The organism is Vibrio harveyi NBRC 15634 = ATCC 14126 = KCTC 12724 (assembly GCF_001591145.1).
In the GTDB taxonomy this organism is placed as follows: domain Bacteria; phylum Pseudomonadota; class Gammaproteobacteria; order Enterobacterales; family Vibrionaceae; genus Vibrio; species Vibrio harveyi.
Genome location: NZ_BCUF01000014.1, coordinates 1 through 17,807 on the forward strand (window position 1 = coordinate 1; position 17,807 = coordinate 17,807).

Consider the following 17,807-nt stretch of genomic DNA (forward strand, 5'->3'; position numbering starts at 1 on the left):
GGTTACTTGGGTATAGGTCGAAAGGAAAATAAAATTGCCGCTCAAGAAGCGGCAATTTGATGTAACAAGTAGGTTAGGCGACCTCTTGATATCGAGTAATGAGCGTTTTCACGTCCTCTAGATAACCTTCGCGTAGTAGGTTGTCGACGGTCGCTTCAAGCTCGTCATGACTCATTGTGAAACATGTTGATTTGCCGGTCATTAAATTCAGGTACTGGTGATACTCTTCTTCGGTGTAATGTCCAACACGGTCAAGCAATAAGGTTTTGATGCCGTGGTGTATCAAGCCGTAATATGTGTGTCTATGAAGCATCATGTTCACTCCTTATCAAGCGACTCTTCCTTGTTGTTGAGGGCTTGAATCAATGGATAATCCGATTTGTACTTCAGTAATGCATATCAGGTGCCAACTATTCGCTCTGTGTTTCAAAAGTGTGCGAAGCCGCATCCTTATCTAGCCACTCTTTGAGAACATGACGTAGAGCAGCCAAGGTGGTGGGCTTCTCTAACCGTCCATCCATGAGCTTGCTAATCATCTCCAGTTCACGTTCTCCGGACTCTCCAGATAAAGCGATGATAGGGGTATAAGCGGACATTGCTTTGATGTGCTTACTCGCTTCAAAGCCATTCATCACAGGCATCTGCACATCCATTAAAACCAAATCCACGGAGTGGTTTTTAAACATTTCAACGGCATTCTCACCGTTGTTGGCTTGCAGGCTATTCACGCCGAGTTGGTTTAAATACATCTTCACCAATGCACGTTGCACCTCTTTGTCATCAACAATGAGTACTGTTGGTGCATCTTTATCTATTGATACGTTGTCAACGACGTTTTGTTCAGTGCGTGGCTGGTTTTGTTTCCAGTCATTGAAATACGGAGTCCGCAGTGTTTCTGCTTTCGGTGCGTTGGGCACTACAGGGAAATACAGATGGAACTCGGTAAACTCACCGCGCTTCGATACACATTCAATTCGTCCACCAAACGATCGCATAACGCGTTGACAATAGCCCAATCCTAAGCCACTGCCGCCACTCTTTTGATGTGAGAAAAAGTCATCAAAAATTTTATGAGAAATGGTTTCGTCGATGCCTGGACCTGTATCTCGAAAGATCAGTACGTTCTCGTAAGAACCGGTTTTGGTGCTGATCTCAATTTGACTGTCTGGATAAGAGTCAAAATAGTAAATTGCGTTGCGAATGAGATTGAAAATGACAAAGTTGAATAAGGTTTCATTAAGTTTTGCCACAAAGTCAGCGTGTTGCGGTAAGCGGATTCGTTCAATAATCTTCTCATTTTCAAAACCGTAGCGACTTACGGCTTGGTCTACAGCCTTATGGATAGAGGTCATGGCAATCGGCTCGTGCTCAGGTGAGCTATCACTGACCTCGCGCAAAATGATATCGATTAATTGGCGGCCGCGTTGGATCGCTGTTTGTCCATTCTCAATATCAACCAAGATCTGTTCGGTCGGTGCTTGAGATTCGATGTGCTGCTTTAAGGCTTCAAATTGCAACTGCACTTGGGCGAGTGGGTTGCGCATCTCGTGAGCAATCGAATTGGCAAGTGCTCGGCTTTGGCGAATACGGCGATCTGCTTCGATCGTGCTTTGTACTCGAGTAAGCAGCGTCTGCAAGGCGGAGATTTCCTCGTTAGAGAACATCTGATTGTTGATTTTATGCGGCGAGACCAATAGGTGTGTGACAGATTTACCCTGACCAAACAGCGGCATCACCAATGCTGTATTGTTCGAACTCATCTTATCGTAAAGCGCTTTCATTGAGCGCTTAGCTGGAACTTTGTATTCAAGTTCTTCAGAAAGCTCATCAAAGACAAGCACTGAATTGTTTGATGAAAGGTAATCTTCGTAGAATGTTTCATTGTAGTTACTGGTGACCAGGCGCAGCTTGTCATTAGGAATCTGCAGCAGTGTTCCTAAGCGGCGCATTGCATCATCAATTGAGAGTTTAAAGTCCTCTTCTAGCGCCAATATTTGTTGGACAGGTGTCTTTTTATCACCGTAAATCAGGAAAGAGGCGTAACGGCTTACGCGTTTGTATAGCAAGCCCCAAGTGATCCCGATTAAAGCGCAGATCGGCGTGGCAATTAACCATTGGTTATTGTCGGTCATCGGGATAAAGATAGCCCCCAATGGAAGCACGAAAATAGCACATACCAATAAGGCACTTAACGTCATGTACGCTAGGTACTTCACGCTGTAGAAGCGCGAGGTCAGCAGTGCATACCCGACAAAGAGCATCTCACTGATCGACAGCGCGGGTGGCAACCATGTCAGAGAGAAATCACCCAAGAAGTAGGTCATACCAAGATGAATGGTCGCGGTAGAGAGCATGAATACTAAAATGCCCGCGATCATGTAGTTGGTTTTTGCTAGCGTAAGTTTGCTGCTGTTTGCTCGCATGGCGACGAGGTTGACCAAAGTGAGCACAACGAAACTGACCAAACCAATAAAGAAATAGGACGTGTGTGAGCCAAATTCGATAACAAACTGGCTAGGACCTTCAATATCGACGTGTTCGACTGTCAAATCTGGACGCAAATTGATAAACAGTGAATACACCGTCAAGGTGACAAAGATACCTTGCTGCCACAAATGCACTTTGCCTTTGCGTTGCTCTGCCGCAAGCTGGCAAGAAAAATAGTAAGCAAAGGCGAAAGCAAAAAAGGATGCTAAGTTAGCAAACTTCGCCATAAAGATACCCGCCGAAGCACCAAGCTCAGGCAAGAGATTGGTATGGAAGTAAGCGTTACTGCTGATCCACGCAATGATACACACTGAATACGCAATGTAGGGCGCATGGTGTGTACCAAAGATCACTTCGTTCTTTTGTTTGAGTCGATAGCAGTAATAGCTTAACCAGATCATCACCACCGCCACTGTCGCAAGTAACGTGATGGCTTTGGTGTAAACGATTGCCTCTAAGCTGAGATCAAACATGTTCGTCCCTTTCGACCGATTTGCCTTTTCTTATCGCACTTACGGTGCGTTTGTAGTGGCGAAAATCGATGTTATTGAAGGCTTTGACCATCATTTCAAAATTCCAAAATCCACGGTAAGTCTGTTTACCGTCATTGTTTAGGTCGCAATATCCCGAATGGAAATACGCTTCTTTATCAATTGCTTTATAAAAGTTGAGCATGAAAGGTTGCTCAATGATTGTGAAGCCGACTTTGTAACCTGCTTGGTGCAAAACACTCATTAATTCTTTTTGAGCAAGATAGAGATAGTAGAGCTTTTGTTGAGCATTTCCACTTACCGTCAGTCGCAATACTTCGCATACCGATTTTTTATCAGACAATTGTAACTTGAATTCGTTATCAAATTCTTGGAGAGAGTAACACTTTGACAGTGTTGGCGATGTAAACAGCTGTAAGCGAGCTAGGGTCTCTTCTGCGTGCTCTGGTAAGCAATAATGCCACTTTGCATTGCTAAACTGCGGCGCATAACTTAGCCATGTATTGTGTATCTGCCAATCCTGAATCAAAGCTGAAGCAACGAGCGTTGGACACGATTCCTCATCAGGGTGCTTGAGTAAGATGAAGTGCTTACCGACTTGAGATAGAAAGAGTAAAGGCAACATTTCGTACCACTTTTCACCTTGTATAAAAAGCTCAAGATTACTCAATGTAATTGCATCACTGATTGACATTGCATGCGGATGGCTGGGGATTTGTACCGCAAGTTGCGCATCTTCTATTCGCTCAATCAATGCGCCGTAGTACGCGCTGTCCTTAAATGGCAAGGAGGGCGAAGTAGGGGCAGACGTTGTGAATGGAACTTTGGCTTTGATCGCGGCAATTTCGCACGCGCACCAAAACTCGAGCCAATGCATGTAACATTGACCGACGACCTTTTCTAGCAAAGCAATATCGGCTGAAAGTGTGCTTGGGTAACGTTGCACAAGATCTCGATAGTCCATCAATTCGAACAGCACAGAAAAGCTGTTGTCCTGATGTTCAGGGAAGATAGAGACTAATTGGTTTCTGCGATAATCAGTAATAGTCTGAAATAGAGCAGCGCGCTCATGCGGTTGATATGCGTTGATGACGAGTTCAAGCAATGCTTGCTGTTTTGTTTCGATAGGCAGACAGCTCGTCGACAGTGAGCCTAAAGACGACGTAAATTTCATGGTTCAACCTAGCCTAGGTTTATTGATTTTTTATGTTTATGGCTCCCTTATATCACTTGAGAAAAAATATGCCATTGGTTTCTATTTAAATGGTTACTTACTGCAATGTTAAGTATAAAAAAAGCCGCTCTTTTGAGCGGCTTGTTTAAAATGCGTTCAGGCTTATGCTTCTTGCTTTTGAAGCTCAACTTGTGCCGCTTCTTCTTCAACTAAAGCATCTACGATAACTGCACATGCAGCGTCACCGGTGATGTTTAGTGCGGTACGAATCATATCGAAGATACGGTCTAGAGCGAACAATAGTGGCAGACCTTCAATTGGAATACCTGCAGCAAGCAGTACTGCAACGACTAGGAATGACGGGCCAGGAACACCAGCTTGACCTACTGCACCTAACGTTGAAGTAACGATGATAGCGATATACGCGCCCATGCCTAAGTCGATGTTGAACAGTTGCGCGAAGAAAATTGCAACCAGACCATAGTAAATTGCGTTACCGGACATGTTGATGGTTGCGCCAAGAGGAAGAACAAAGGATGCTGTTGAGTTTTTAACGCCCAGCTCTTTCTCACACGTATCCATTGTAACTGGTAGTGTCGCCATCGATGAAGCTGTAGACAGGGCAACCGCTTGTGGCTTCTTCATTGCAGATACGAACTTTTTCGCCGATGTCTTAGTGAAGATGTGCACCATTGCTGGGTACACAACGAAACCGAAGACAAGGATTGCTGCAACGTAAACAACGAAAAGCTTGAACACTACCATTAGAGCGCCAAACCCGAACGTACCCACAGCTTCAGCCATAAGACCGAATACACCAATAGGGGCAATAATCATGACTTTGTTGATCATCCAAACCATTGCGTCAACGATGCAGTTTACGCCATTGATGATTGGTTCACGGCGTGCTTTTTCTTGTTTTGAAATCGCAATACCGAAGAACATACAGAACACAAGGATCTGAAGGATGTTCGCTTCGTTTAGTGATTGGAAAACGTTCGTTGGAATCATACCAGTGATGGTAGCCCAGAAAGTAGGTAGTTCACCTTTTGAAGCGTACTCAGCAGAAAACATGCCTTCAACGCCAGAAACGTCGATACCCATGCCCGGTTGGAATACTTCACCCATAAACAGCGCTAGTGCAACAGCGAGCGCTGACGTTAGACCGAAGTAACCTAGGGTTACTAACCCCACTTTACCTGCAGATTGGCTGTTACCTAGACCAGCCGCACCTGAGATCAGCGCCACTGCAACCAAAGGGATCACAAGCATTTTGATCAGGTTGATAAAGATAGCACCAAGCGGCGCGAATACAGTCGCACTTTGACCCATGAAGGCACCAACGGCAGTACCCACGATCATTGCAATGACGACTTGCACGCCAATGTTGTTTAGCAAACTCTTTTGTTTTAACACTTCCATAACCTCTGTGCTAATAATATGTAAAATCCTAAAATTACCCACCAATCTAAAGTTGTTATTTGGATAATTATATCGCCTTGCTTTTTACACTTATCATTCACAATTAGCAATACAATTTCCGTACAAACTGACCAACTAACTGGGAATTTATTGATGAATGATAGTTTTTTAATCAGAGGCAAACGATTGCTATCGATCGTAGTGATATTTTTACTGGGTGATGTTTATAAAATAGATGGTAAGGAAGAGGAGAATTTAGAGAATGGATGTTAAAAAAAAGATCGATTCCGAATGGTTAATAAGGAATCGATCTCATATTCCACAAATCAGTAATACGTTATTTTTGTGTTGCAGCTTTCATTGCTGAAACAAACTCGCCAAGCTTGTTGAGCATGGTTTGCGGTTGCTCTACGTTTGCTTCAATGATCTTCACAACAGCCGAACCAGAGATAGCACCTGCAGCACCTGATTCTAGTGCTTCTTTTACTTGAGCTGGCTCTGAGATACCAAAACCGAGTAACGCTGGTGGCGCATTGAATTGGTTCAGCTTATCTAGCATATGACCAACTGGCATGTTTGCTTTGGTTTCTGCACCAGTAACGCCGGCACGAGAGAGTAGATAAGTATACCCACCGCCAAGCTCTGATACTTGCTTAAGCGTTTCGTCACTGGCTGTAGGTGGCGCGATAAAGATTGGGTGAATACCAAACTTCTCAGCGGCTGCGACAAACTCTGCACTTTCGTTGGTTGGTACGTCTGCAATCAGAACAGAATCGATGCCCGCTTTTGCACAACGCTCATAGAAGTTCTCGATACCACGTGAGTAAACAAGGTTTGCGTACATCAGAAGACCAATTGGTAGCTCGGGGTATTTCGCTCGGATCTTACCAATTTGCTCGAAGCAGATATCAGGCGTAGCACCAGATTCTAGAGCACGAATGTTCGCCCCTTGAATTGTCGGACCATCTGCCAGTGGATCAGAGAATGGGATACCCAGCTCTAAAGCATCTGCACCGGACTCCACGAGCGTTTCCATGATTTGGTAGGACTGTTCAGCGTTTGGATCGCAAACCGTTACGAACGGTACAAACGCGCCTTGGTTTTTCTCGTTTAGGCGCTCAAACATCTTTGCATAACGGCTCATTAGATCGCTCCTTTTTCTTCTAGGATGGCGTGCACAGTGAAGATATCTTTATCACCACGACCTGATAGGTTTACAACTAACAATTGCTCTTTTTCTGGGTTCTCTCGAGCCATACGCAGGGCATGTGCCAGTGCATGAGAAGATTCGAGAGCAGGAATAATACCTTCATGACGCGCAATTTCTTGAAATGCTTCTAGTGCTTCATCATCGGTGACGTTGTCATATTCGGCACGACCAATAGCGTTAAGATGCGCATGCTGTGGACCTACAGATGGGAAGTCTAGACCCGCAGAAACAGAGTAAGACTCTTCTACCTGACCGTTTGGATCTTGCATCAAAGGTGCTTTCATACCAAAGAAGATGCCCGTTTTACCGTGCTTAAGTGGTGCACCATGTTGGTCTGTATCGATGCCTTTACCCGCAGGTTCTACACCAATTAGGCGAACGCTTTCTTCTTCGATAAAGTCAGCAAACATACCAATCGCGTTTGAGCCGCCACCGACACACGCGATAACGGCGTCAGGAAGACGACCTTCACGTGCCAAAATCTGATTCTTCGTTTCTTCACCAATCATTCTCTGGAAATCACGAACGATCGTTGGGAATGGGTGAGGACCTGCTGCTGTACCTAGTAGGTAGTGCGCGTCTTCATAAGTTGCAGACCAGTCGCGTAGTGCTTCGTTACATGCGTCTTTAAGTGTTGCTGAACCTGAGTGAACCGGAATTACTTCAGCACCCATGAGTTTCATACGGAATACGTTCGGGCTTTGACGTTCAACGTCTTTTGCACCCATGTAAACACGACATTTCAGACCAAGTAGCGCACACGCTAGTGCAGTTGCTACGCCGTGTTGACCTGCGCCGGTTTCTGCGATGATTTCGTTTTTACCCATGCGTTTCGCAAGCAGCGCTTGACCTAACACTTGGTTAGTTTTGTGTGCGCCACCATGAAGTAGATCTTCACGCTTGAGGTACAGTTTGGTTTTCGTACCTTTAGTTAGGTTACGAGTTAGAGTCAGAGCTGTTGGACGCCCCGCATACTCTTGAAGAAGCGTCATGAATTCACTGCGGAATTCTGGATCTTCTTGTGCGTCGATAAACGCTTGCTCTAGTTGCTCTAAGGCTGGAACTAGAATTTGCGGAACGTACTGACCGCCGTATTCGCCAAAGTAGGCATTCAGTTTTGCCATCGTGATATTCCTTCTCGTATTTTTTTCGCTACGAATAGCTTTAAATTTTTAGCTACAAACAGCTTTAGTAGTTGCGAATTGCATTGAATGCCGCGAGCAACTTCTGTGAATCTTTCTTACCTGGTGCGCTTTCTACACCAGAATTTAAATCTAGTCCCAAGCAGCCCAAATTTGCTGCTTGTCTTGCATTCTCTGGCGACAACCCGCCAGCCAGCATAATTTGACTTGGGTCGCCGATCAGTGACCAATCAAACACGTGACCTGTTCCGCCTGTTTGAGTGCCAACTTGAGCATCCAAAAGGTGGCGGTCTATGTTATCTACAAGCAGTTCTGGCTTGGCATCAGTAACGCCGTAAGCTTTCCAGATTTCAACACCTGATGGCAGCTCTGCTTTGAGTTGGTTGACGTAAGCTTGATCTTCTTGACCGTGCAGTTGGACTGCTTTTAACCCCAGAGAGGTCACCATTGAAGCAACAAAGTCGATGTCGTGGTTTTGGAACACACCTACATAATGAAGAGGTGCGCCACTCATCGTTAGACGAGCACTTTCCAGATCCACAGCACGCTTTGACTTTTCAACAAAAATTAGACCGCCAAACACTGAGCCAGCTTGGTATGCCTTTGCAGCATCATCAGGATGAGTTAAGCCACACACCTTGTTTTCACCCAACGTCACTTTACGAACCGCAAGCTCTAGGTTGTCTTCTGCCATCAGCGAGCTACCAATCAAGAACCCGTCTGCGTATTCCACTAAATCACGAACTTGTTGATGCGTATAAATGCCAGACTCTGAAATCACGGTTGCGTTTGGTGCTAATTCGCGAATTGTTGGTGCCAGTTCTTTAGTACGATTCAAATCAGTACTTAGGTCGCGCAAGTTACGATTATTGATTCCGATGACACGCGCTCCTAACTTAACCGCGCGATGAAGCTCTTCTTCGTTGCTAACTTCAGTCAGAATACCCATGTTTAAACTGTGTGCCGCTTCTTCTAGCGCTTTGTACTCTTCGTCATTCAGGACTGAAAGCATCAGCAATACGGCATCGGCGCTGTAATGACGCGCTAGGTAAACTTGGTAGGTATCTACCATAAAGTCTTTGCACAGAACGGGTTGTTTGACTTGACCACGCACTTGAGGAAGAAAATCAAAGTTACCTTGGAAGTATTTTTCGTCTGTTAATACTGAAATGGCATCAGCATGGTTGTTATAAACCGATGCAATGTAATCCAAGTCGAAGTGATCACGAATCAAACCTTTAGAAGGAGATGCCTTCTTACATTCGGTGATGAATGCCGTCTTTTCGCCACTCAGAGCATCGTAGAAGCTGCGGTCCGATGGCAGCAAATCAGACTGAAATGTGCTTAGCGGTTGAGACACCTTACGGTCTGCTACCCATTGATATTTGTCGCGGACAATTTTCGCCAGCACTTCTGCCATTTCTGCTTCTTTTTTAGAAACGTGTTCAGACAGGTTGTCAGCTTGCTGAGTGTTGAAGTCAGTCATCTTCTTCAATTCCTTAAGCGTGTGCGGCAAGTTGTTGTACCAATTGGTACGCCTTGCCTGAATTCATTGCCTCAATCGCTTGTTGCGTGTTGGCTTTTAAATCTTCGTCACCGAATAGACGCATTAGCAGAGCAACGTTCACTGCCACTGCACCCAATTGTGCGTCTGTACCTTTACCCGTCAGGATATTGGTAATGATCGCCTTATTTTCTTCAGGATCGCCACCTTTGATTGCTTCTAACGGGTGCGCTTCTAGACCGAAGTCTGCTGGTGTTAGCGTGTACTCAGTGATCTTGCCGTCTTTGATTTCTGCAACCGTTGTTTCGCCATGAATCGCGACTTCGTCCAAACCACTTCCGTGTACCACTGCGGCGCGCTTCATACCCATTTGTAGCATGGTTTCCGCGATAGGACGAACCAGTTCTTCACTGTAAACACCCATCAATTCGATGTTTGGACGAGCTGGGTTAATCAGCGGACCAAGAATGTTAAAGATTGTGCGTGTTTTCATAGTTTGACGCACAGGCATCGCATGGCGCACACCACCGTGGTATTGAGGTGCAAATAGGAAAGCAACACCGATATCGTCGACCGCTTTGCGCGTATCTTCTGCGCTCATGGCTAGGTTGATACCAAATGAATCAAGAAGGTCAGAAGAACCCGATTTGCTTGAAACGCTGCGGTTGCCGTGCTTTGCCACTTTTAGACCACATGCTGCAGCAACAAATGCCGCGGTGGTTGAAATATTGATGGTGTTGTGACCGTCTCCACCAGTACCTACGATATCTGCGAAATCGTAATCTGGGCGAGGAAATGGGTTTGCGTTTGCCAGCAGTGCTTTTGCCGCACCCGCAATTTCATCCGGTGTTTCGCCTTTGATTTTTAGTGCAGTCAGTGCTGATGCCATCAAAATCGGATCGAGTTCACCACGGATGATGATGTCGAACAGTTGTTGGCTCTCTTCCTGAGTCAGTGACTCTTGCTCGTACAACTTGGTAATAATAGGGTTGATGATTGCTTCCATATTTCCTCTCCTAAATTTCTTATGTGCCAAGCGCTTTTTTAAGCAGTGAGGGAATTCACTGAAGTTTGTACTTCGAGTGCCCATTCAATGGCATTGGCCAACAGTGTCGCTCCGTAGGTCGTCATAATAGATTCCGGGTGGAACTGGAACCCGCAAACTTTATCTTCTTCATGTACAACAGACATGACCAAATCATCCACTTCTGCTGTGATGGTTAGGCTCTCAGGAACCTTGGTTGCAACTAACGAGTGGTAACGTGCAATTGCAAGTGGTGATGGTAGGTTTTGGTAAATCGCATGGTTTTGGTGCTCCATCATAGAGACCTTACCGTGAATGATTTCGCCTGCACCAGCAACGGTACCGCCGTAAGCTTCAACAATTGCTTGGTGACCAAGACAAATACCAATCATAGGAACTTTGCCTTTCAGCAATTGAATTAGCTCTGGCATTGAGCCTGCTTCAGACGGCGCACCAGGACCTGGCGATAGCAGTACCACAGGGTTCTCAAGCTCATTCACTGCTTGTTCAATGGTTTTTGCTGGAATGTTGTTTCGGTAAATCTTGACTGAGTGACCTAGCGAGCGGAACTGATCCACAAGGTTGTAGGTGAACGAGTCAAAGTTATCGATAAAAATGATATTAGCCATCTCTGAACCCTATTCCTTATTGTGACTTATGTGCTGCTTGAATAGCAGAAATTACCGCTTGGGCTTTCCCGCGTGTTTCGTCTGCTTCTGCTTGTGGATCAGAATCAAACACCACACCTGCGCCTGCTTGAACTTGAGCAATGCCGTTCTCAACATAAGCTGAGCGGATAACGATACAAGTATCTAATGTACCTTCGCCGGTAAGGTAACCTACTGCGCCTCCGTAGCTACCGCGGCGTGCGCCCTCTACATCACGAATCAACTGCATTGCACGAATTTTTGGTGCGCCAGTTAGTGTGCCCATGTTCATACAAGCTTGGTAAGCGTGCAGGGCGTCTAGATCGTTACGTAGTTGCCCAACGACACGAGATACCAAGTGCATTACGTGGCTGTAGCGGTCGACTTTGAGTAAGTCTGCGACGTGGCGAGTTCCAGCTTGAGCAATACGTGCGACGTCATTTCGTGCTAAGTCGACTAGCATCATGTGCTCAGCGTTTTCTTTCATGTCAGTGCGCAATTCGAGTTCGATACGGCTATCCAAGTCAAAATCGATATCACCGTTTGGACGTTTGCCACGGCGGCGAGTCCCTGCGATTGGGTAGATTTCAATTTGGTTAGTGTCTGTTTCGTACTTGAGCGCACTCTCTGGTGATGCTCCAAATAGAGTGAACAGCTCGTCTTGCATGTAGAACATGTAAGGGCTTGGGTTGCTCTGTTTTAGCTCTTTATAAGCTGTCAATGGAGAAGGGCAAGGTAGCGTAAATCGGCGAGACGGTACGACTTGGAATACATCCCCTTTTACGACGAACTCTTTTAGGTCACGAACGATTTGGCAGAAGTCATCGTCAGACACGCTTGGTCTAACTGTCACATCCGCGATTTGCTCTGCACTTGGCAGTAGTTTTGGTGCTGCGCATTGTGCACTGATTTCTGAGATGCGAGTTTCTAGCGCTGTTTTTTCTGAATCATCAACAAATAAAGTTGCTTGCAGCTGACAAGATTCTGTTTGGTGGTCCACAACCAGCAGTGTTTCGGCGACGTAGAAAACATAATCTGGGCATTGGTTTGTGGCTTCTGCATTGCCCAGTGGTTCGAAGTTAGCGACCAAGTCGTAGGCAAACAAACCACCAAGGAAAATCGCGTGTTTGTCTTGGTCCGAGATATCGAAGCTGTGCTGAACCAAACGCAGCGCATCAAATGAAGAGGCTTCACGCAGTCGAGAGTCTTCATCTAGCGTGTCGCACGGGTGGGTGAAATCTAAAGTCAGTGTTTCGCCATCGAGCTCACTCTCGACATCACCATGGATGTTTTGGTTTAAGTGAGTTAGTAGGTTCTTACCGTTATTGGTCAACGCTTGCATCTTGACAGTGTGACCGTAACAAACGATGCGTACGGCTGAATCAACAATCAACAGCGACTTCAAATCTTGCTTTGAATCGATCTCAGCAGATTCCAGCAACAGACTGTCAGTTTTGTTCTCACATAATGTGTGGAACAAGCGAGTCGGGTCTTGAGTATAAGGGACGGAAGCCGTCAGTACTTCAAGCTGTCCAAGTTTCTTAATTTCAATGGCCTTGTTCACAAGACCTCCTTATAGCTGTTTTATATCTTCCTGCCGTACATAGTCGCATAAAGCAAACGTTCACCCAATCTAGTTTTGGTCATATCCGATGAATGTTTGAGCAGTTAACTGTGAAGTAGACGGCAAAACAAAAAGCCCGCTGAAGTAGCGGGCTTTGTGACATTTCATTCGTTAAACTAGAAGTACACGTTCGCCCACCAAGAACTTGTCCAAGTGCGCCACCAAGCTAGATCAACAGAATTCATCTTATTAAGACGATCTGCAACTTTCGCTTCCTGGTTTTGGTTAAATTCTTGTAACATGGTGAGCCTTAAATTAGGTACTTCGTATTTGTGTACTAGTTAACTAGTGCAGAGATAAAAAGTCAACCCCAAAACAGCATTAAAACGACAAAAAAATGAGAATTGATTTACACAGCCACACCACTGCATCAGATGGTCGCTTTGCACCACATGATCTAGTAGACAGGGCATTGAGTTTTGATATCGAGGTTTTGGCGATCACGGATCATGATACGGTTGACGGCTTAGCTCCGGCCAAGCAATACGTTGAAGAAAATAATCTTCCGATAAAAATCATCAACGGTATCGAGATTTCCACGGTTTGGCAGAATAAAGATATTCATATTGTTGGGTTAAACATTGACCCGGACAGCCCAGCGTTGGTTGAGTTAATCGAGCAACAAAAAAAGCATCGCGTTACACGTGCAGAGCTTATTGCGGAACGTTTACAGAAGGCGACCCGTGAAGGTGTGCTGGAAGAAGTGCAGCAAATAGCTGGTAATGCGCCTATTACCCGTGCGCACTTTGCTAAGTGGTTGGTCGACAACGGTTACGCCAAGACCATGCAGATGGTGTTTAAGAAGTTTCTGACGCGCACCAATCCGGGTTATGTCCCACCAAACTGGTGTTCAATGAAAGATGCGGTAGATGCTATTCATGCCGCGGGTGGTCAAGCGGTACTCGCGCATCCGGGGCGTTACCAACTGACGGCAAAGTGGGTAAAACGCTTATTAGCCGCGTTTGTTGATGCTGGTGGAGACGCTATGGAAGTGGCGCAACCCCAACAAGCGCAACAAGAAAGACGCAACTTGGCAGATTATGCTATACAATACAAACTATTAGCGTCTCAAGGCAGTGATTTTCACTATCCATCACCGTGGATGGAGTTGGGAAGAAACCTTTGGTTACCTTCGGGCGTAGAGCCAGTTTGGAAAGATTGGGGAATTGACCCTTCTCTAGAAAGCGCTGAATAAGACGGAGTCTCGACTCCATAAAAAAATATAGAGCCGAGAGGTTCGATAATGAGGAATTACAATGAGCCAGTTTTTTTACGTTCATCCAGAAAACCCACAGGCTCGCTTGATCAATCAAGCAGTAGCAATCATTCGTAACGGCGGTGTTGTGGTGTATCCGACCGATTCCGGTTATGCACTAGGCTGTCAATTGGAGAACAAGCAGGCGTTAGAACGCATCTGTCAGATTCGTCGTCTGGATGACAAGCATAACTTTACTTTGTTATGTCGTGATTTGTCGGAGTTATCTCTGTATGCGCGTGTTGATAACGCCGCATTCCGACTTCTGAAAAATAACACTCCTGGTCCTTACACTTTTATCTTCAAAGGCACAAAAGAAGTGCCGCGTCGTTTGATGAACGCGAAACGTAAGACCATTGGTATCCGTGTTCCAGATAACCGTATCGCACTTGATCTGCTTGAAGCGTTAGGCGAGCCAATGATGTCGACGTCGCTGATCTTACCGGGTAGTGATGTTACTGAGTCAGATCCTGAAGACATCCGCGATAAGCTTGAGCATGCAGTAGATGTGATCCTTAATGGCGGTTATCTTGGTGAGCAACCAACGACAGTGATTGATTTCAGTGAAGGCGATGCTGTTGTAGCACGTGTTGGTTCGGGCGATCCTGCACCATTTGAATAGTTCGCTCTATTGGTAATGAAATAAGAAAGGGAGGCACAGAAGCCTCCCTTTTTATTTTTAATAAAGCCTATCGCTGAGCATTTAGCTTATGCGAAATCGAAGATATCAATGCCGTGGTGTTCGACGTAGTTCATGTATCCCGCATCAATGCTTTTTAGTGTGACTTCAACATTGAACTGATCGCTTGAGAATACAGCCCAACCAAAATCGTTGTAAGACAGAGTCAGATCGTCGGCGGAATCCAAGAATGTATCGCGAATACCGTCGTCATTGGTGTCTAGACCCATATCAAAGACCAACTTGTCGTGGCAAATATTAAAGTCGAGAATTTCTGCTTTTACTTCAATGTCGTTTGATGAGACGGGTTGGTCTGGCACACCGATGGCAAGGCGATTGGTCATTACGAAAGTGTCATCACCGCAACCTCCAGCGATCACCGAATGACCGTCACCGACCACGACGGTATCATCGCCCCAACCAGCGTTGATGAAGTTGTTACCTGAGTAGTCAAAAATCGTATCGTCGCCACAACCACCAAACAACAGGTCGTTGCCTAGACCGCCAGACAGAAAATCATCACCAGAGCCACCTGAGATGAGATCATTACCTCGGCCACCTAACAGGTGATCGTCACCACGACCCCCATAGACATAGTCATTACCGCCGTAACCAACAAACTTATCATCGCCGCCGAAGCCAACAAAAATATCGGTCGTGTTCGAACCTAATGTGCCCGTTAGATCGTCATCTGCTGCCGTACCAAATATCCAATTCAGGTCAAGATTTGTATGAGACATTTATTATTCCTTTGTTTTGTTTGAGGGAGCTAGCAAGCTATTGGGTTTTCTTTGTTACCACTCTGATAATTTTATCAGGTAGGTCAGGTTTTTAGAGGTGAAAGGCGACCTATAATAGTGCGGTTCTCGATGGTCTTTGTCTGGTACTAAGTTGGACAAATTGATGAGGGAAGTGTGAGTTTATGACCGATATTTTGCTACGCCAATGTCGACGATTTCGCTTACATTAAGTCGTAGAATCTCGTATAATGTCCGACCGAAAAAATCCCAATAGGTTGGGTAACTTGCACAATGAAGACCAATTCTGGTCTCGACGTCTGTGAAGACGACACATAGGTAGATAAATGAGCGAAAAGTTACAAAAAGTATTAGCACGTGCTGGACACGGTTCTCGTCGTGAGATCGAATCGTTAATTAAATCTGGTCGCGTTAGCGTGAACGGAATCGTAGCTAAACTTGGTGAAAGACTAGAAGATGAGAACAGCGTAGTTCGTATCGATGGTCACATTGTGTCTGCAAAGGCACAAGAAGAAGTGATCTGTCGTGTATTGGCTTACTACAAGCCAGAAGGTGAACTATGTACTCGTCACGACCCTGAAGGTCGTCGCACTGTTTTCGATCGTCTGCCAAAAATTCGTGGCTCTCGTTGGATTTCAGTTGGTCGTCTTGATGCGAACACATCTGGCCTACTGCTTTTCACAACTGATGGTGAATTGGCAAACCGCCTAATGCACCCAAGCCGTCAGGTTGAGCGTGAATACCTAGTGCGTGTGTTTGGTGAAGTGAACGAGAAAAAAGTTCGTAACCTAGTAAGTGGTGTAGAACTTGAAGATGGTATGGCTCGTTTTGAAGACGTAGTACACGCGGGTGGTGAAGGTATGAACCACACGTTCTACGTAGTAATTAACGAAGGTCGTAACCGTGAGGTTCGTCGTTTGTGGGAATCTCAAGAATGTACGGTTAGCCGTCTAAAACGTGTTCGTTACGGTGATATCTTCCTAGACAAGAAACTACCTCGTGGTGGTTGGATGGAACTTGACCTGAAAGAAGTGAACTACCTGCGTGAGCTTGTAGAACTTCGTCCAGAGAAAGAAACCATGCTTGATCTGAACAAAGACAACACATCACGTAAGCGTGAACGTGCTCGTAGCCAAAAAATCCGTCGCGCAGTTAAGCGTCACGAAGAGCGTGTTAACACACCAAAAGGTCGCAGCAACAATCCTTCTCGTCGTAAGCCGAAGAAGACTGCAGGTGACCAAGGTGCACGTAACAAGCATCGTTAATCGATAGCAGAAAATCAGAAAGGCTTGCCAAATCGGCAAGCCTTTTTCTTATCGAGCCTTTCGAGCTTATGAGCTTTCATGTCTTTCAATCATGCTTGTGCAATTAATAAACATAAAAAACACCAGCATGAGGCTGGTGTTTTTGATCATGATAGGGAAAGCGTTAGTCGCGCTTCCAAAGCATATGACAGAACTTATGTTCTGGGTCTCGACTGATTAGCATACGAGCAAAAACGTCATCAAGCACGTCATTTTCCTCGTTTACTAAGCCGATTCGAACTTCTGCATACACTTCTTTGTCGATATCGAAGCCAACGTGTTCAACCCAGTCATCACCAGTTTCAACAAGTTCTGCGGCACCACGATCTTCAAATTGCGCAGTAAACAGAATGACATCAGCGGGCTCTAGGTTATCTGGAGCCATCTCAAGGAAGATGTCGTACGCAGCGTCGATAACGTCGTCGTAAGAAATCAAATCAGACATGCTTATGCTCGGCTCATGTATTTACGTTCAGTCGTGTTAATGATAACACGGTCACCAGTTGCGATGTATTCAGGAACTTGGATTACAAGACCTGAAGCAAAGCGTGCTGGTTTAGTACGTGCAGATGCAGAAGCACCTTTGATTGAAGGGTCAGTTTCTTCAATCACTAGCTCAACAGAAGATGGTAGTTCGATACCCACAGCAGCACCGTTCACAAGGATAATGTGGATACCTTGTGTGTCTTCGTTGATGAACAGCATGTCGTCTTCAACTTCATTGTGCTTGAATGTGTATTGTGAGTAGTCTTCGTTGTCCATGAAGATGTGCTCATCGCCGTCAGCGTATGAGTACACAACTGCACGTTTGTTCATTTCTACTGTTTCAACAACATCATCAGACTTGTAACGCTCGTCTACACGAGCACCAGTGTTCAGATCTGTACAACGCATTTTGTAGATTTTAGCGCCGCCACGACCGCCAGGAGTCGTTACTTCGATGTCTTTAACTAGAAGAGTTTTACCATTAGACTCGATTGCGAAGCCTTTTTTGATTTCACTTGCCTTTGGCATTGTATTTTCCTATTACACTTATTAAGCAAAACTTGGTGATTATAGCGCTAAGTTCTTTGTCTGGCATTAAAA

At 45.4% G+C, this 17,807-nt stretch carries 17 protein-coding genes and 1 other annotated feature; of the genes, 3 read left to right on the forward strand and 14 right to left on the reverse strand.

Going from position 1 to position 17,807, the window contains the following annotated elements; all coding sequences use genetic code 11:
• Positions 1-73: 73 nt before the first annotated feature.
• The 11 genes from VHA02S_RS09305 to trpL2 all read right to left on the reverse strand — a co-directional run bounded on the left by VHA02S_RS09305 (position 74) and on the right by trpL2 (position 12,967).
• On the reverse strand, positions 74-316 hold the full coding sequence (locus tag VHA02S_RS09305; RefSeq protein ID WP_009698417.1) for a hypothetical protein: 243 nt from the start codon (positions 314-316) through the stop codon (positions 74-76).
• 94 nt (positions 317-410) lie between these two features.
• Positions 411-2,960, reverse strand: coding sequence for a quorum-sensing autoinducer 1 sensor kinase/phosphatase LuxN (gene luxN / locus VHA02S_RS09310; protein WP_009698416.1), 2,550 nt, complete (start codon positions 2,958-2,960; stop codon positions 411-413).
• Positions 2,953-4,152, reverse strand: coding sequence for an acyl-homoserine-lactone synthase (locus VHA02S_RS09315; RefSeq protein WP_038898630.1), 1,200 nt, complete (start codon positions 4,150-4,152; stop codon positions 2,953-2,955). The genes luxN and VHA02S_RS09315 overlap by 8 nt, the downstream gene beginning before the upstream one ends.
• Positions 4,153-4,314: 162 nt before the next feature.
• Positions 4,315-5,574, reverse strand: a complete 1,260-nt coding sequence (locus tag VHA02S_RS09320; RefSeq protein WP_005445037.1) for a dicarboxylate/amino acid:cation symporter — start codon at positions 5,572-5,574, stop codon at positions 4,315-4,317.
• Between the two features lie 337 nt (positions 5,575-5,911).
• Positions 5,912-6,718, reverse strand: coding sequence for a tryptophan synthase subunit alpha (trpA, locus tag VHA02S_RS09325; protein WP_009698413.1), 807 nt, complete (start codon positions 6,716-6,718; stop codon positions 5,912-5,914).
• Positions 6,718-7,908, reverse strand: a complete 1,191-nt coding sequence (gene trpB, locus VHA02S_RS09330) for a tryptophan synthase subunit beta (RefSeq protein WP_005445041.1) — start codon at positions 7,906-7,908, stop codon at positions 6,718-6,720. The genes trpA and trpB overlap by 1 nt, the downstream gene beginning before the upstream one ends.
• A 64-nt stretch (positions 7,909-7,972) precedes the next feature.
• Positions 7,973-9,412: a bifunctional indole-3-glycerol-phosphate synthase TrpC/phosphoribosylanthranilate isomerase TrpF gene (trpCF, locus tag VHA02S_RS09335; RefSeq protein WP_005445043.1), complete on the reverse strand. Its 1,440-nt coding sequence runs from the start codon at positions 9,410-9,412 to the stop codon at positions 7,973-7,975.
• A 13-nt stretch (positions 9,413-9,425) separates the two neighbouring features.
• Positions 9,426-10,436: an anthranilate phosphoribosyltransferase gene (trpD, locus tag VHA02S_RS09340; RefSeq protein WP_005445045.1), complete on the reverse strand. Its 1,011-nt coding sequence runs from the start codon at positions 10,434-10,436 to the stop codon at positions 9,426-9,428.
• A 38-nt stretch (positions 10,437-10,474) separates the two neighbouring features.
• Positions 10,475-11,083 carry an aminodeoxychorismate/anthranilate synthase component II gene (locus VHA02S_RS09345; RefSeq protein ID WP_038898629.1) on the reverse strand — a complete coding sequence of 203 codons (609 nt, stop codon included), beginning with the start codon at positions 11,081-11,083 and terminating at the stop codon, positions 10,475-10,477.
• Between the two features lie 16 nt (positions 11,084-11,099).
• Positions 11,100-12,665: an anthranilate synthase component 1 gene (locus tag VHA02S_RS09350; RefSeq protein ID WP_038898628.1), complete on the reverse strand. Its 1,566-nt coding sequence runs from the start codon at positions 12,663-12,665 to the stop codon at positions 11,100-11,102.
• Between the two features lie 126 nt (positions 12,666-12,791).
• Positions 12,792-12,895: a sequence feature (Trp leader region), on the reverse strand.
• Positions 12,842-12,967: a tryptophan operon leader peptide gene (trpL2, locus tag VHA02S_RS09355; RefSeq protein WP_005445052.1), complete on the reverse strand. Its 126-nt coding sequence runs from the start codon at positions 12,965-12,967 to the stop codon at positions 12,842-12,844. It overlaps the preceding feature by 54 nt.
• 95 nt (positions 12,968-13,062) lie before the next feature.
• Between trpL2 and rnm the strand changes: the two genes are divergently transcribed.
• A complete protein-coding gene (rnm, locus tag VHA02S_RS09360) occupies positions 13,063-13,920 on the forward strand; it encodes an RNase RNM (RefSeq protein WP_017189446.1) in 858 nt (285 codons plus the stop codon).
• 61 nt (positions 13,921-13,981) lie between these two features.
• The gene (locus VHA02S_RS09365) at positions 13,982-14,602 is read left to right on the forward strand and encodes an L-threonylcarbamoyladenylate synthase (protein WP_005445057.1); all 621 of its coding nucleotides are present in this window, start codon (positions 13,982-13,984) and stop codon (positions 14,600-14,602) included.
• Positions 14,603-14,688: 86 nt separating this feature from the next.
• Here VHA02S_RS09365 and VHA02S_RS09370 read toward each other — a convergent pair whose 3' ends face one another.
• Positions 14,689-15,399, reverse strand: coding sequence for a calcium-binding protein (locus VHA02S_RS09370; RefSeq protein WP_038898627.1), 711 nt, complete (start codon positions 15,397-15,399; stop codon positions 14,689-14,691).
• Between the two features lie 344 nt (positions 15,400-15,743).
• On the opposite strand from VHA02S_RS09370, the gene rluB reads away from it, so the two are divergent.
• Positions 15,744-16,682: a 23S rRNA pseudouridine(2605) synthase RluB gene (rluB, locus tag VHA02S_RS09375; RefSeq protein ID WP_005445061.1), complete on the forward strand. Its 939-nt coding sequence runs from the start codon at positions 15,744-15,746 to the stop codon at positions 16,680-16,682.
• Positions 16,683-16,845: 163 nt separating this feature from the next.
• Here rluB and VHA02S_RS09380 read toward each other — a convergent pair whose 3' ends face one another.
• Entirely contained in the window at positions 16,846-17,166 is a 321-nt protein-coding gene (locus VHA02S_RS09380) for an HI1450 family dsDNA-mimic protein (protein ID WP_005431208.1), read from the reverse strand.
• Positions 17,167-17,168: 2 nt separating this feature from the next.
• Positions 17,169-17,735 carry an elongation factor P-like protein EfpL gene (gene efpL, locus VHA02S_RS09385; RefSeq protein ID WP_005445063.1) on the reverse strand — a complete coding sequence of 189 codons (567 nt, stop codon included), beginning with the start codon at positions 17,733-17,735 and terminating at the stop codon, positions 17,169-17,171.
• Positions 17,736-17,807: the final 72 nt, after the last annotated feature.